The sequence below is a fragment of the Ruegeria sp. HKCCD7303 genome (genome assembly GCF_013111185.1).
Classification (GTDB): Bacteria; Pseudomonadota; Alphaproteobacteria; order Rhodobacterales; family Rhodobacteraceae; genus Ruegeria.
In genome coordinates this window covers 240,956-256,450 of the sequence record NZ_WVRE01000001.1, presented here as the reverse complement: position 1 = coordinate 256,450, position 15,495 = coordinate 240,956, and the positions used below count along the sequence as shown (strand labels likewise).

Below are 15,495 nucleotides of genomic sequence, written 5' to 3'. Positions count from 1 at the left end.
GTTCAGTCTCCGGAAATTTGACGTTCAATCTGCCGGGCAAAGCGCAGCAGCCGGGCGTCCGATCCTTTCGGACCGGTGATGTGAAGGCCCACGGGCATACCGTCCGAAGAACGGCCCAGTGGAATGGAAATCGATGGAAGCTCCATCGTCGGTGTCAGAGTCACTGTACGCCAATCTTCGGTGATTTCTCCATCACGCAGGTCGGCGCTGAACGGCAGGCCGGTGGCGGTGGGCCAGAGGGCAAAATCGTAGTGATTGAAGAATGTAGCGACAGAGTCCCAGACATGACGGCGGATCGTCTGATAGGCGATCAGATCGGCAAGGCTTTGCTCTTCGCCCTGTGCGCAGGCCGTGCGATAGCTTTCGGTGGCCTGTGTCATGTCGGGATTGAGCGCCGCGCGAATTTGCAGAGCGCATTGACCCCGAATGATATCGCCATATGCAAGCAGCGGAACAAGGTCCGGGGCCGTGTCTTCATCGACATGCCATCCCAAATCTCGGCAAAGATCAGCGATCGGTGCCAAGGCAGCCTGAACCGATGGGTCAACACTTGCACCGAAAGGCGAAAGGCTCAATGCCACGCGTCCGGCAGTCAGCGGAGCATCAAGCTCGACCGGGTCCGGGTAAGCGCCGGTGAATGCCAAAGGTTGGTTGGGCGTCGGTCCTTGCATCACACTCAGCATCAAAGCGAGGTCCGAAACCGTACGCGCCATCGGGCATGGCACGGACAAACCGTCGAACGGGGCCGGGTTTGGATCCATGGGCACCAATCCCGATGTTGGCCGCATACCGACAACGCCACACCATGCAGCAGGTGTGCGGGCACTGCCACCAAGATCCGAGCCATCAGCAAGGGCAACCATGTTGGTCACCAGCGCGGCTGCAGCGCCACCAGAACTGCCCGCAACCGTCTTTTCGGGGTTCAATGGATTGCGCGTCGTGCCCGATACAAAGTTCGTGGTCTGGCCAGAAAACGTGAACTCGGGCGTGTTTGTCTTACCAATTATAATAGCGCCGGCCGCCCTCAGACGCGCAACGTGGAGCGCGTCACTGGATGGGACATGATCAGAAAAGCTTTTTGACCCGTGTGTGGTGCGCAGACCGGCGGTATCAAAGCAATCCTTGATTGCGATGGGCAGCCCGTGCAGTGGCCCGGCAATCTGCCCGCACGCGGCCATCTTGTCCAATTCTTCGGCGCGGGCAGTGGCGGCGTCCCAATCCAGCGTGACAAACGCATTCACCCCAACTTTGTCGTCTTCGATGCGGGCGCGGTGCGCGCCCAGAACTTCGGCACTGCTAAGGGTTCGGGCGCGTAGATCAATCGCAAGTTCGGTCGCCGTTTTCTGAATGATATTGTTTTGTTGCGGCAAGTGTCACTCCTCGGATCGCGGTCGCAAATTCTGCGGATCGAAGAGCGCATCTTGATGTACCGTAACCGGGATGTCACGATTCAGAATCCGAACGCTGAGGCCTGTTTGCAGGGTGCCCTTGCGAACGAACAACCACCCCAGGGACTTGCCGATCGTATAGCCATACCCACCCGATGAGGTTAGGCCCACAGGCTCACCTTTCAGCAACACCGGCTCGCCACCATGAATGTCGATGTTTTCTGAATGCAGTTCCGCATAGAATAGCTGCCATGCCGGATCTCGGCTGAGCAGCGCATCGCGGCCCAGAAAATCGCGTCCTTCGCTCACGACAAAGCGTTCGAGGCCGACGTCAAGCGGGCCGACATCCGTGGTCAGTTCCCCGCTGGCGCGATAGGCCTTTTCCATACGCATCCCGTTGAACGCGTAAGAACCCAGATCGGTCAGACCATGTTTGGACCCGGCTTCGAAAAGCGCGTCGTAGATTGCGCCAATCTGATCCAGCGGCGCGTGCAATTCCCAGCCCAATTCACCGACAAACGAAACGCGCAGGGCATAGCAAAGAATGCCTGCCACGCGGATTTCCTGCCCCGACAACCAAGGGAAAGCGCGATTGGACAGATCAACGTCTGTCAGTTCGGACAGGATACGGCGGGTCGCGGGGCCTGACAGCGCCAGCATCCCCCAATCTGCCGAGCGGTTGATCATCGTCACATCCTCGCCGGGTCGGATATGGGACTTGATCCAATCGAAATCCGGTGTGGCGCGGGCAATGGGGGAACCTGTGAAAAACCGGTCTTCGGCCATGCGCCAGATCGTGATTTCTGTCTCGAACCTGCCCTGCGCCGTCAGCAAATGGTTCAGGCTCATCCGCCCGTCTTTCGAAGGTATTCGGTTGGCCGACAGCCGGTCCAGCAAAGCGCCCGCATCCTTGCCCGAGATCTCGAACTGGGCAAAAGCGCAGAGATCTATGACACCCGCGGCATCGCGCGTCGCTTTAGCCTCGGCCGTCGCGTTTGCGTGCCAAGGCTGATGTCCCCAGCCGATCTGTTCAGCCTCGCCTGCTTCTCCGAAATAGCGTGGGCGCTCCCAACCGGCGACTTCTCCGAAAACTGCACCCTTGGCGGCAAGGCGGTCATACAGCGGGTGCTTTTTCAGCGGTCGAAGGCTTTGGAACTGCTTACCCGGGCAAGGCGTATCATGACGGCGCATGAACTCGTCTTTGGTGCGCTCAACTATGAAATTGTCCGACGCAAAGTCCCCATAGCGGCGGGGGTCGAAACCACGCGTATTGATCTCGGCCTCTCCGTGCACCATCCAATCGGCCAATACCTTGCCCGCGCCGCCGCCCCAGGCCAACCCAATAGACGAGCCGCAGGACAGCCAGACATTCGGCGCGCCCGATGGCCCGACCAGCATTCCGCCATCAGGTGTGTGCGTGATGGCCCCGCGCACGACCCGCTTGATACCAAGCTCGGCCAGGATCGGCATCTTGTCGAAAGCAACCATCAGGAAATCGCCAATCGAGTCGTAGTCGGCTTGAAATAGCTCATTCTCCGCTGCCCAAGGCGCACCTTCGGGCATTTCCCAGACCGTCGGACAGACATGGCCTTCGTAAATACCGATCAAGCCGGATTTCTGCTCCTGCCGGATGTACCCGCCATAAGCATTGTCTCGCATCACTGGCAACTCGGGCCTGTCGGCGAACTGAGGGACGGTATCGGTCACAAGGTAATGATGCAAACAGGACACCGAAGGGATTTTCAACCCGAACCACTCTCCCACCTGATTGGCGTAGGACCCAGCGGCAATCACCACATGTTCGGCCAGCACATCGCCTTTTTCGGTGCGCGACAGCCACATATCGCCTTTGCGGGACGCCCCCAGTACCCGGTTGTGCCGTTCAACCCGGGCGCCGCGCGACCGGGATGCAGCAGCCAGCGCCATGGTCACGCTTGAGGGGTCAATGTGACCATCCTCGTAGGTGCGCACCGCAGCTCTAACGTCGTCGACCTTGTAGAAGGGATTAACCTGCGCCACCTCTTCCGGGCCTATCAGATCCATCGGCAGATCCAACAGCTTGCCCACGCCCATGATAGACTTCATCCAATCGACTTCATCGTCGGTGGTCGCAATCCGGATGCCACCGACTTCGTGCCAGCCGATGCTTTGCCCGGTTTCGGCCTCGACCCGTTTATAGGTTTCGATCGAGGTTTTGTTGATCCATCCCATAAGGCGGCTGCCCACCGCATGGGCGATCTGACCGGCCGCGTGCCATGTGGACCCGCTGGTCAATTCGGCCTTTTCGAACAGGATCGTGTCAGTCCAGCCGTTTTCCGCCAGCTGAAACTGCGCGGCCACGCCCATGATGCCGCCCCCAATGATCGCCACACGTGTCGTTTGGATCGTATCGCTCATGCAAAAGCTACCTTTGCGGGTTTGAGAGAAGCTTTGGCCGTGTAACGGGCGCACGCGATTTCGACTTCGAACCCGTCCAAAAAGTCTTGCGTTTCAAGCAGGTCCAAAGGCGCTTTGATCAAGCCAAGCGCCACGGAACGACCAAACCGGTAGCTCCATCCGGCTGAGGTGATCTGCCCCACGACCTTGCCGTCAAAGTAAATGGGTTCATCGTGCAGCGGGATCGCTGCGGGATCGTCGAACAGAATCGAAACGATGCGCCGTTCAGGCTTGTGGTCCCGCAAGGCGTCTGCGCCCACAAAACCCGTGCCCATAGCGCAAAACGCACCTAATCCGGCTTCAAGCGGCGTGGTGCCCGGTGTGAGTTCGTGCCCGAACGCCCGAAAACCGCTTTCGATGCGCAACGATCCACTTGCGTAAAGACCTGCATGGCTTGCACCTGCCGCGACCAGCGCCTCATAGGCGGCCATGGCCATATCGGCAGGGATGTAAAGCTCAAAGCCTTCTTCTCCGGTAAAGCTCAGCCGACCTGCCCAACCTCGGGCCAAACCAATCTCGACGGGTGCAAAACAGAACCGCTTGAGGTCCGGGACAGCTGCGTTTGTCGTGGCCTGAAGCACGTCTCGAGCCCGCGCACCAGCAAGGCCCAGAATGGCATACCCGCTGGTAACATCCGTGAACTCAGCGCGGAAGCTGCCCTTCATGCCTCGCATTCGCTGCATCACACGGACGGTCTCATTGGCACCGACAACCAACAGGTAAGCTTCGGACCCATGCCGCTGAACGGTCAAATCGCTTTCTACACCACCGCGCGCATTCAGAATCTGAGTGTAGGCGATACGGCCCTCGGGCACATCCATCTGCGCGGCGCAAAGCCGGTTTAGAAAAGCGCAGGCATCCGGCCCCTGCACCATGATCTTGCCGAAGGCGCTTTGATCCAGAATGGCCGCACCGGTGCGACAAGCTTCAACCTCATGCCCGACCTGTTCGCGCCACGAGGGAACGCCAAAGGTCAGCGGCAGATGGGCGGCCTCACCGCCAAAGTGCACGGCGCGCTCCCAACCTCCGCGGGCTTCGAATTGCGCGCCGGCGGCCACCAACCCAGCATGAATGGGCGAGCGGCGTTGACCTCGCGCTGACTGCATCGAGCGTCCGGGAAAAGGGTTGTCATAGTGCCGACCCAGCACTTCAGGTATGCGGGCTTCCAATGCCCCCAAAACGTTCAGTTCGGGGCTGAACCGCCGAATGTCGGCCTCGTTCAACTCCATCGTGGGTTCTCCAGCGATGATCCATTCCGCCATAGCCTTGCCCGCGCCACCTGCCAAAGCGATGCCGGTTGAATTCATCCCACCCATCAGGAACAACCCCGGCACTTCTGGGCTTTCGCCCAGCATGAATTGACTGTCGAGCGTGAAGCTTTCCGGGCCGTTCAGCAACATCCGAACCTCGGCCTGCTCCAATGCAGGAATGCGGCGTAGGGCGTTTTCCATCATCGGCATGAAATGGTCCCAGTCCTCGTCCAACAGATCGAACGAGAATTCGGCCGGCAACCGATCTAGCGGCAAGCCTTTGGCATGGGGTTCGAACGAGCCAACCAACAGCCCTTCGACATCGTCCCGGGCATAAAGGAACGCATCCTGATCGTTCAGCGTTGGCAAGTGCGCGCCCTTGCCCAGGGCCTGAACCTCGGGCAAAGGCTTGGTCAGAATGTAGAAATGTTCACAGGCATAAAGCGGCATATGCGCCCCGGCCATGGCCGCCACCTCGCGCGACCAAAGCCCACACGCAATCACAACCTCGTCGGCTTCAATAACGTGATCGCTGACCTCAACGCCCGATATCCGTCCACCTTTCTTTTGCAGGCCAGTCACGCGCGTGTCTTCAAAGATCTGAACCCCACGCGCCCGCGCGCCCTTTGACAACGCCAGGGCCACATCGGAGGGGTTGACCCGTCCATCCGACGGCGACCAGACCGCGCCGATCACATCATTAACGTTGATCAGCGGCCAAAGTTCCTTAGCGCGGGCCGCATCCACAACCTCGGCCTCAAGCCCAAAGGCAAGGCCAAGCGAGACCTGGCGCTTGATATTGGTCAGCCGGTCCTGGTTGGTGGCCAGCGTCAGCGAGCCGGTTTGGGCCCAACCCGTGGCTTGCCCGGTTTCACGCTCCAGTTCGCCATAAAGGTCAATGGAATAGTTGATCAGCTTGGTAAGGGTAGCCGACGGGCGCAAGCGCCGCACCAAGCCAGCCGCGTGCCATGTGGTGCCGCTGGTCAGTTTCGAGCGTTCCAGAACAACGATGTCCTTCCGCCCTTCGCGGGCCAGGTGGTATGCTATCGAGCAGCCGATGACGCCGCCGCCAATGATGACGGTGCGGGCATGGGTGGGCAATGTCATGACAGTACTCCGTCGCGGACCAATTCTGAAACAGTGTCGCTGAAAAGTGCGACCGCCTCGTCGATCAGATCAGGCGTATGCGGCAGGCCAGTGACGCAGGAAGTGAAGGACATGAAATCCACGCCTCTCTCCAGCAACCCGTCACGCAAGCCCTTGACGACGGCAGGCGGCGTTTTTCGAATTGCCGCGGCATCGAGCCCTTCAATGGATCGTCCACCAAAATAGAGGTGACAGGTCGAGCTGTCGCCATAGGCCAGTGCCTGCACGTCAAGCGCCCGGAAGGCTGCGTTGAAGCCATCCCGCAGACGCACGGCCATTGCGTCGGCATGGGCCTGCACGTCACCGGTCGACAAGATCTCCATAGCCTTGACCGCCCCCGCAGCCACCAAGGGGGCCGCGTTGAAAGTTCCCTTGTGGCTGACAGGAGGTGAAAGCCCGTCTCGGGTTTTTCCGGGGCTGAGCAGATCCATGACGTCAGCCCGACCAACAACGGCCCCGCCCGGCAAACCGCCAGTGACGATCTTGGCCAATGTTGTCAGATCCGGCGTCACCCCATCACGCGCCTGACGGCCACCCGGCGACCAGCGCAGACCCGTGATCACCTCATCAAAAACAAGCACATGACCTGTTCTTTCGGTCAGAGCCCGCACCCCCTGCAAAAACCCGTCCGGCAGCGGGACCGAGCCGTAATTTGCGCCGGATGCCTCGACAAAAACCGTTCCGATCTGGAGGTCGCTGTCCAGCAGTTCGGCGACAGTATCCAGATTTGGGGGGGATATCACTGTTAGGTCGGTGACGGCGTGGGATATGCCCAAACTCGGCACTGTGTTGGTGCCTGGTTTGGCCCCCTTGATCAGCATGTCATGCCAGCCGTGGAAATGGCCGTCGATGCGTAGCACTTTGTCCCGACCCGAATGCGCACGGCCCAGCCGCAGGGCTAGCATCGTCGACTCTGTACCGGACCCAGTGAAACGTACCCGCTCAGCTGACGGAAACAAACGATTCAGCCATTCGGCCCATTCGACCTCAAGCGGATGGCAGTCGGCGGTATAGGGCATCCGCGCCATTTGTTGGGCGACAACTTGCGCGATTTCGGGATGGGCGTGACCTAGTATCTGACTGGCCGCGCCCAGTTTGAAATCGATATAGCGCTTGCCGTCCACATCCCATTTCTCGGCCCCTTCGGCCCGTTCGAAATAAATCGGATGCGGAGTTTTATAGCGCAACTCGTGGCTGACACCGCCGGGCATCACGGCTTGCGCGCGAGCGCTGAGGTTTTGACTTTTCATGAGAACCTGCCGGTTTGCTTTCGAGTCAAACGGATATCGAAGCGCGCGCGCAACGCCCGGTCAACGTCATCAGGAATGTGCTGTGGGAACTGGCTGGACAAAATCTCGCGCGCTTTGTCCCGCGCGATGTCGCCCACTGGTCGACTGCCGTCTTCGTGCCATTCCCGCGGAGTTCTGCGATCTCCGATTTCAGGGTAAAAGTAATCGGATTTCATCCGGTTGAATGTATGCTGTTCGCCCAGATAATGCCCTTCGCCCCGACAAACCTCGGCGATCAGATCTGCGGCGATATTCTCTGGCGTGGCCTCGACCCCGCGCAGGGTCCGCAGGATGTTACCCAGCATGTCATTGTCGCTGACATAGGCCGCGTGGCTAACGCCCAATAAACTGGCCTGCATTCCCGCAGCTTGTGTGACGATGTTCGAGCCCGCATGGGCGGCCATGGTCACAGCCAGCGATTTCTCGGCCCCATATTGCGCATCCAGACACTTGGCATCGGTAATGCCCGCGATGGAAGAGGTCGGCAGGTCAAAGTGCCGCCCCATCTGTGCCGCACCGGCCATCAGGATCGCCTGCTCCCCTCCGCCGCCGCACATCGATCCGGTGCGCAGATCTGCCACCAGCGGTTTTGGGGCAAAGATTGCCTTGACCTCTGGATCGACGAGGCGGGCGAACACAAGCCCAGCCAGCGTTTCGGCCACAGCTTGCACCAACGATCCGGCAATGGTGGCAGGACTGGTTGCCCCGGCTTGTCCAGCGCTTATCAATTGAACCGGGAAGCCTGCCAAAATTGCGGCCTCGAGCACTTCACACGCCTCTTCGGCAAAGCGCATGGGTGGAACGACATGGCACACCATCACGGTCAGGAAAGGTCGGGCGCGAAAGGCCTCTTCACTTCCGGCGACGGCATAACACAGCTGGGCAATTGCGGGCACATTTTCAGGCTCGCTGATCGAGATCGACACATGTTTGGACGTGCCCGCCAGACAGGCATAAGCGGTGTTGAGATCCATCACCGCATTGTCTTCGATATCCCGGGCGACAACCGAACGGCTGAAATGGTGGATGTTGTCCATCTGGTCGACAATGCGGGCTGCATCGTACAGGTCGGCCAGGGTTGAATCCCGGTAGTTGCCCGTTTCCAGATCAAACACGCCGGGGGCCGCACCGCCACTGGACATGTGCACGCGGGCTTGGCTGATGTCCAAGTCATGTTCAGGGGTTTGACCGCAAAGGGAAAAGTTTCGCTTTGCTTCAGTGATGGATTGTTGCACCAGCGCGCGGGGGAACAGCAAACGATTGTCGCTGGACAACGAGCCGCCCGCTACAAGTACCTTGTCGATCATCGACGGAATAGCCTGGCTCAGACCAAGCGTTTCCAGCAGCGTCAGCGCCGTTTCTTCAACCAGCGCCACCTCCTCGGGCGAAAGCGGCTTGAAACGCCCACCGTAGACACCCGGCCAAACGGGCGGGTTCGATACGGGTTCGGTTGTTTGGCTCAGACGCTGCTTGCGGCCGCGCCTGCGGGCGGTAGAGGTCATTTTCCATGAGTCCAGATTAACTACCTACAATGATTGCAGCCATAGTGGCCTATTTACAAATGGTCTTTCCTCAGCAACTAGTGAGTTGAACTCATCATTGAGGCTTCCATGCTTCCATCTCTATCCGCGCTGCGCGCATTCGATGCTGCGGCCAAGACTGGCAGTTTTCGTGCTGCGGCCGAGCGCCTTTCTGTGACACCAACAGCCATCAGCCACCACATCCGAGGATTGGAAGAACAACTGGGCACGTTGCTGTTTGAACGCGTAGGGCGCGAAGTCAAACTGACCGAAGACGGAAAGCGTCTAGCCGAGACAACAGCGCGCGCCTTTGGAATGCTGGAGGACACGGTCGGGCGCTTGCGCAGAACGTCACGCAAGGTTGTCCGTTTAGCAGCCGGACCCATTTTGACGGCCCGATGGTTAATGCCGCGCATCAGCGATCTTTGGCAGAGTTTCCCCGGGATCGAACTTGAGGTTGTTCCCTCATACCGCCCGCGCATGGGGGATCAAACGCATGCCGATGTCGTCCTGAGCTGGCATCGATTGGTGGACATGCCACGAGGAGCGCTCAAGTTGCTGGAGCTGCGACCTGTCGCCATCGCCAGCGCGCAATATTTGGACCAATATGGACCAATTAACACTCCCGCAGATCTGCTGGACAAGCCTATTCTGCACCAGCGCAATCACTGGGGTTGGCTGGACTGGTTCGCCGCGATGAACGTGCAGCCCGCATCGCCCCTGATAGGCGTTGTGTTTGAAGATGCAAATATTCTGTTGCGAGGTGCGGCCGAGGGACAAGGCGCGGTGGTGGGCTGGCTGCCGTTGATTGATCAGGACTTAAGAGAGGGGCGTGTGCTGCGCCTGTTCGACGAAGACATCAAACCAACGCATGGCTATTTTGTCGAGGCGCAGGACGGAAGCCGCGACAGACGAGAAGTCCAGAACGTCATCGATTGGTTGGTGTCTCAGAGTTGAAGCTCTGATCAGATGTGCTTCGCAATTCGGTTTGAATGCGCGCTGCCTTTCGCAGTGCGCTGTTTTTGAGTTCAAATATTGACATGCCTCGGGGGTTAGGCGGGCCCATTAGGACTGTGCCTGCGCCAGGACTAGTTGCGAAGCCTGCCACCATTGGGATCGAACGGGGCTTCGGCCAGTACCCGCCCGGTATGCGGTTTACCAATGACCTGAATGATCACCTCATCCCCGGGTTTCGTCACCTCGGGGTTGCGGAACCCAATAGCCAATGATTTCCCGACTGAATAGCCAAACGCCCCAGACGTGACCCGGCCCACTGGCCTACCGTCAGGTGTAAAGATCGGCTCACTACCGGTCGCGTCCGCGTCCTCGGCCACGTCCAGTTCGAAGACGGACAAAACCTCGCGCGGGGCATTGTCCTTGATCGCCAAATAGGCATCCTTGTGCAGGAAGTCCTTGTCCAGTTTGATCAACCCCGCCAATCCAACTTCTTGCGGCCAATATTCCTGAGAATACTCCCGCCCCCAGGACCCATAGCCCTTTTCGATACGCAATGATCCCAGAGCACGCCCACCGACCGGGCCACCACCGCAGTCATTGGCAGCTTCCAGCAACGCGGTGTAAAGTGCGACCTGATCAGCCTCGGCGCAGTGCAGTTCCCAGCCCAGATCGCCGGTAAAACTAACACGGATGGCCAGGCAATCTATTCCTGCAACCGTGATTTTCTGGGATCGCATGAAACGGAATGCTTCATTGGACAAGTCCGCATTGGTCAGACGCGCCAGTGTCTCGCGTGATTTCGGGCCTGCTATGTTGAACCCGGCGATACGATCAGTCGCGACCTCCAGTGTAGTTCCCTCGGGCATTTCGACCATTTGAAAGAAGCGTTGATGGTAACGTTCGGCCATTCCTGACCCGATCATCATGTATTCGTCTTCAGCTAGCTTGGTGATGGTAAAATCACCTGCCACGCCACCGCGAACCGAGATCAGAGGCGTCAGGCAACTGCGCCCAACTTCGGTTGGCACACGGTTGGCCACCAGACGGTCCAGCCAGTCATAAGCACCTGGCCCCTTGATCACGTAATTTGCAAAGTTCGAGATATCGATGATACCCACGCTGTTGCGCAGCATCTTTACCTCGCGCCCAACCGGATCGAACCAGTTTTGGCGGGTAAAGCCGATAGTCTCTTCAGTGTCGGGTTCGTCGGCAAACCATAGCGGGTGTTCCCAGCCGCAGTTCAGACCAAAGACGCAACCCATCTGCTTCTGCATCTCGTATGCGGGGCGCACGCGGGCCGGACGGCCGGCGCTGCGCTCTTCGTTGGGAAAGTGAATCTTGAAGCGATGGATGTAGGAATCCTGCACGCGCGCTTTGGTGAACTTCTTATCGGCCCAGTCGCCAAAACGGGCTAAATCCCAAGCAAACATGTCATATTGCGGCTCGCCCTCGATCATCCATTGCGCCGCCAAAAGGCCCAAACCGCCGGACTGCGAAAAACCGGGGATCAGACCGCCAATCAGGAAATAGTTCTTCAGCTCGGGCACCGGCCCCCACAACATGTTCGAGTCAGGCGACCAGATCATCGGCCCGTTGATGACTCGTTTTACACCGGCGGTTGCTGCGACCGGCACACGCTCTGTCGCGCGGATGACGTTTTCCATGATCCGGTCCAGATCGTCGGGAAACAGGTCATGCGCAAAGTCCAGAGGCGTGCCGTCTTCGGCCCAGAACTTCATGTCTCTTTCATAAGCACCAATCAGCAGCCCGTTGCCCTCCTGTCGGAAGTAATATTCGCCATCCCGGTCCGCGATCGAAGGCAAACGGCGGCCCAGATTGGCAACCTCATCAATGGCTTCGGTCACGAAATACTGGTGCTCGGTGGGTTGTAGCGGCAGGGTTAACCCCGCCAGTGCTGCCACTTCACGACCCCAAAGGCCCGCCGCGTTGACCACCCATTGCGTGTGAATGTCGCCTTTGGGCGTGTGCACGATCCAGCTGCCGTCCGCTTGTTGTTCGGTCCCCGTCACAGGGCAAAACCGTTCAATGGTAGCCCCCATGGCACGCGCTCCGGCGGCATAGGCATGGGGTACACCAGAAGGATCCACGTTGCCGCCATCGGGTTCATACATGATGCAGCGGATGTCATCGAACTGCGCCAGCGGATGCAGCTCTTTTGCTTTTTCACGGCTGACTTCGTGGAAGTTCAAACCGTAAAACCGCGCTTTCGCCTCTTGAAGGCGCAACTGCTGCTCGCGTTCTTCAGTTTGGGCCAGATATAGTGACCCGGGCTGGAACACACCGCAACTTTGACCGGTTTCCTTTTCCAGCTCTTTGTACAGGTTCATCGTGTAATGCTGGATACGGGTGATGTTGTTGTTGTCGTGCAGACCGTGAATGTTGGCCGCCGCATGCCAGGTTGAACCACTGGTCAATTCGTCCCGTTCCAGCAGGATGACATCGGTCCAACCAAGCTTGGCGAGGTGGTACAGAATCGAGGTGCCGGCAAGACCACCACCAATGATTACAGCTTGTGCGTGGGTTTTCATGAAAGGGTTTCCCTGGATGCGGCGCGGCTCAGGCGGCGAATTCTTTCCTGGCGGCGAGGAATTTGGCAACCTCGACTGTTGAGTTGTGTCGGCACATCGAAACCCGCACGCAGGAGACGTAGCCCGACGGAGTAAGAATATTTCCTGAAAAATGATCTTTCCTGCGCAAACGGATGCGGATTTGATCTGGCCGGTCTTCGGATATCTGGCTCATTACAGATGGTGCTTTGTGTTGACTGCGCAGGGTATCGCACAGACCCTAAGACGGTTGTCCCCTCAAGACATGCAAAAAAAACGGGCCCATTGTGGTCGAATTTTCTGCGCCAACCATAAGCCCCGGCTGGCATGGAAACGTGCAGGCGGCAAAGACAACACAGGCCCAAGAGTGAGCCAATCAATCCATCGGGCTCTCTGTTTCGGTTGCCACTTTCAATAACCAGTTCTGGAACAGTCGAACCGCAGGCGTGGCATTGACCTCTCGGAGATTGACATAATAAGCCCAAGGGCTTTCCAGATTCAGATCAAAGGGCTCAATCAGAAGCCCCCGCTCTACATAAGGTTGCGCCAACGACTTCGGGATCGCTACACACCCCAAGGATTTTGATGCAAGCTCAAGCGCTAGGTTCGAGACGTTGGTTCTTGGACCTTCATTCTGGCCAAGATTTTCAAGCCCGAACTCAGCGGCCACCTTGTCCCAATATGCCGAGCGACCCAGAATGTGGATCAGTTGCGCATCGTGTAATTGTTGGGGATCGTTCAATGGTTGATTGCCCACGGTATAGCCCGGAGAGCAGACCACCGTCAGCTTTTCCACCCATAATCGTTCCAGACCTTCAGACGCGTCATCTATGTGATTGATCGTAATCGAGATATCCGAAACATTTGGGTCCACATCCGTCCAGATGGTACCGTGTACAGTCACGGAAATATCCGGATGGCTTTCTGAAAATCCCTGAATGACGTTGGGCAGCCAATTTCCCGCCAGGCTAACAGGGCACGAGACGACCACGGTTTTGGTATGGGGCCGCAGCACAAGCGACTGGGTGGCAACGTCAATTTCCTGCAACGCGTGGCGCACTGAGGGCAAGTACGCTTTGCCAACATCCGTAAGGGACAGAGACCGGGGGTGGCGCACAAAGAGCGGGCGCTTCAGAAATTCTTCAAGCGACCGGACATGATTGCTGACGGCTGATTGCGTGCAGTTCAACTCTTCCGCAGCACTTGTAAAACTAAGATGGCGGGCAGCGGCCTCGAAAGAACGCAGAAACGACAGGTGCGGTAGATTCATCATATGCAAATGTCCCGGGCGATCCACCTGTCGAGTATGGCGTAACTGACCCGGCCTCTTGTTCTTTTGCGACACAAAGACTGTTACGTAAGCGACATGTTTGACTTTGGACCCACAAAAATTCCTGTACCATTGCCCAAAGATTGTTTTCGTGCCGCACAAGTGAATTGCGCCTACCATTCCCACTAAGACCGGTAACAGACTTCAATTGCAAGCAGGCGAACCGTGGCGGACCGATTTCAGAAAATTGCTCACTTTACCCTTGAAACACGCGCCGAGGATATACCGGATAGCACACTAAGGGCCGCGGCCCGGATGACGCTGGACACATTGGGTATCACAATCGGTTCCGGGCCCATGTCAGCCGGAGTAATTGCGCGCGAAACTGCGATGGCATTGTACGGTGCGGATGACACGGCGTACAGCGCGCGCATGATGTTTGATGGTCGTCGGGTCAGCGCTGCAGGTGCGGCTTATGCCGCTGCAACTCAGACAGACAATTTGGACGGCCATGACGGGTACAACCCAACAAAGGGCCATATTGGTGTCGTGGTCATTCCCGCACTGGCCGCAGTGGCGGAAACGATAGGAGATTTTACGGGACCCGAGGCGCTGGCAGCTATTACCGTCGGCTATGAGATCGCCGGACGGGCCGGGGTTTCGCTGCACAACACCGTCAGCGACTACCATACCTCGGGCGCGTGGAACGCCTTGGGCGTTGTGGCCGTCGCTGCACGTTTGCGTGGGCTGAGTGAGGACCAGATGCGGCAAGCCATGGGGATCGCAGAATATCACGGCCCCCGCAGCCAGATGATGCGCGAAATCGCCAATCCTACTATGTTGCATGACGGTTCTGGCTGGGGGGCATTGGTCGGGATCTCTTCGGCGGTATTAGCCGAAAAAGGCTTTACCGGCGCACCCGCCATCACCATCGAAGCGGACGATGTCGAGCCATATTGGACGGATCTGGGCCAGTTCTGGCAGATGGAGCATCAATATGTGAAGCCCTATCCGATCTGCCGATGGGCGCACGCCCCCATCGACGCCACCCGCGCCTTGATGCGGGATCATAGTCTGTCGCACAATGATATTGCGTCGATCCGGGTCAATACCTTCCATGAAAGCGCCTGCTTGTTTCAGGGGATGCCAGACGACACATCAAAAGCGCAGTATTCTCTGCCTTTTGCCGTCGCCACCATTGCCGCCTATGGGCGGATAGGCGTCGAACACATCACCGGGGCCGGGTTGTCGGACCCTCTCGTCGCGTCGATTGTGGATCGTATTTCCGTTTGTGAAACCGAACGACACTCCAACCGTTTCCCGAAAAACCGAATGGCAGATGTATCCATCACACTAAAAGACGGGCGGATTCTTGAATCGGGCGATGTTCACGCCCGAGGGGGGCCTGAGTCGCCCATGGAGGATGCTGAAGTGGACGAAAAGTTCATGGAATTTGCTGCCCCCTCGCTGGGCAGCGCCCGCGCATCGACCATCCGCGATGCCGTGTGGGGGCTGTGCCAGCCGGGGTCCAAGTTCTCGCACCTTGCCGAGCTGCTCTATGATGCACCGAAAACATAGTCGAGGCTTTTGTATGCTGTTGATGGTGGAATGCGCACGACGTTTGGATGTTGATTTGTTGAACTTCGCCTTTGCGGTTTCGAGATTTAGCATC

General features: G+C 58.2%; 9 protein-coding genes. 2 read left to right on the top strand and 7 right to left on the bottom strand.

The window, feature by feature from the left end; translation table 11 throughout:
- Positions 1-2: 2 nt before the first annotated feature.
- The 5 genes from GS630_RS01095 to GS630_RS01075 are packed head-to-tail and all read right to left on the bottom strand — an operon-like array spanning position 3 to position 9,011.
- Entirely contained in the window at positions 3-1,370 is a 1,368-nt protein-coding gene (locus GS630_RS01095) for an amidase (protein WP_171620856.1), read from the bottom strand.
- 3 nt (positions 1,371-1,373) lie between these two features.
- Positions 1,374-3,785: an FAD-dependent oxidoreductase gene (locus tag GS630_RS01090; RefSeq protein ID WP_171620855.1), complete on the bottom strand. Its 2,412-nt coding sequence runs from the start codon at positions 3,783-3,785 to the stop codon at positions 1,374-1,376.
- Positions 3,782-6,181, bottom strand: coding sequence for an FAD-dependent oxidoreductase (locus tag GS630_RS01085; protein ID WP_171620854.1), 2,400 nt, complete (start codon positions 6,179-6,181; stop codon positions 3,782-3,784). Before GS630_RS01085 ends, GS630_RS01090 begins: the two co-directional genes overlap by 4 nt.
- Positions 6,178-7,470 (bottom strand): aspartate aminotransferase family protein, encoded by a 1,293-nt coding sequence (locus GS630_RS01080; RefSeq protein ID WP_171238032.1) that lies wholly within the window; start codon positions 7,468-7,470, stop codon positions 6,178-6,180. The genes GS630_RS01085 and GS630_RS01080 overlap by 4 nt, the downstream gene beginning before the upstream one ends.
- Positions 7,467-9,011 carry a trimethylamine methyltransferase family protein gene (locus GS630_RS01075; RefSeq protein ID WP_171620853.1) on the bottom strand — a complete coding sequence of 515 codons (1,545 nt, stop codon included), beginning with the start codon at positions 9,009-9,011 and terminating at the stop codon, positions 7,467-7,469. Before GS630_RS01075 ends, GS630_RS01080 begins: the two co-directional genes overlap by 4 nt.
- A 108-nt stretch (positions 9,012-9,119) precedes the next feature.
- Here GS630_RS01075 and GS630_RS01070 point away from each other — a divergent pair, with 108 nt between their 5' ends.
- Positions 9,120-9,986, top strand: a complete 867-nt coding sequence (locus GS630_RS01070; protein WP_171620852.1) for a LysR family transcriptional regulator — start codon at positions 9,120-9,122, stop codon at positions 9,984-9,986.
- A gap of 131 nt (positions 9,987-10,117) precedes the next feature.
- On the opposite strand, the gene GS630_RS01065 is transcribed toward GS630_RS01070, so the two are convergent.
- A complete protein-coding gene (locus tag GS630_RS01065) occupies positions 10,118-12,535 on the bottom strand; it encodes an FAD-dependent oxidoreductase (RefSeq protein WP_171176680.1) in 2,418 nt (805 codons plus the stop codon).
- A gap of 394 nt (positions 12,536-12,929) precedes the next feature.
- Entirely contained in the window at positions 12,930-13,826 is an 897-nt protein-coding gene (locus GS630_RS01060; RefSeq protein ID WP_171176678.1) for a LysR substrate-binding domain-containing protein, read from the bottom strand.
- Between the two features lie 222 nt (positions 13,827-14,048).
- On the opposite strand from GS630_RS01060, the gene GS630_RS01055 reads away from it, so the two are divergent.
- Positions 14,049-15,401, top strand: coding sequence for an MmgE/PrpD family protein (locus tag GS630_RS01055; protein WP_171620851.1), 1,353 nt, complete (start codon positions 14,049-14,051; stop codon positions 15,399-15,401).
- The last annotated feature ends 94 nt before the right edge of the window (positions 15,402-15,495 follow it).

Bases quoted from the DNA above. Each gene is read 5' to 3' on its own strand.
- GS630_RS01090 (WP_171620855.1), bottom strand. From the start codon at position 3,785: ATGAGCGATACGATCCAAACGACACGTGTGGCGATCATTGGGGGCGGC.
- GS630_RS01085 (WP_171620854.1), bottom strand. From the start codon at position 6,181: ATGACATTGCCCACCCATGCCCGCACCGTCATCATTGGCGGCGGCGTC.
- GS630_RS01080 (WP_171238032.1), bottom strand. From the start codon at position 7,470: ATGAAAAGTCAAAACCTCAGCGCTCGCGCGCAAGCCGTGATGCCCGGC.
- GS630_RS01075 (WP_171620853.1), bottom strand. From the start codon at position 9,011: ATGACCTCTACCGCCCGCAGGCGCGGCCGCAAGCAGCGTCTGAGCCAA.
- GS630_RS01070 (WP_171620852.1), top strand. From the start codon at position 9,120: ATGCTTCCATCTCTATCCGCGCTGCGCGCATTCGATGCTGCGGCCAAG.
- GS630_RS01065 (WP_171176680.1), bottom strand. From the start codon at position 12,535: ATGAAAACCCACGCACAAGCTGTAATCATTGGTGGTGGTCTTGCCGGC.
- GS630_RS01060 (WP_171176678.1), bottom strand. From the start codon at position 13,826: ATGATGAATCTACCGCACCTGTCGTTTCTGCGTTCTTTCGAGGCCGCT.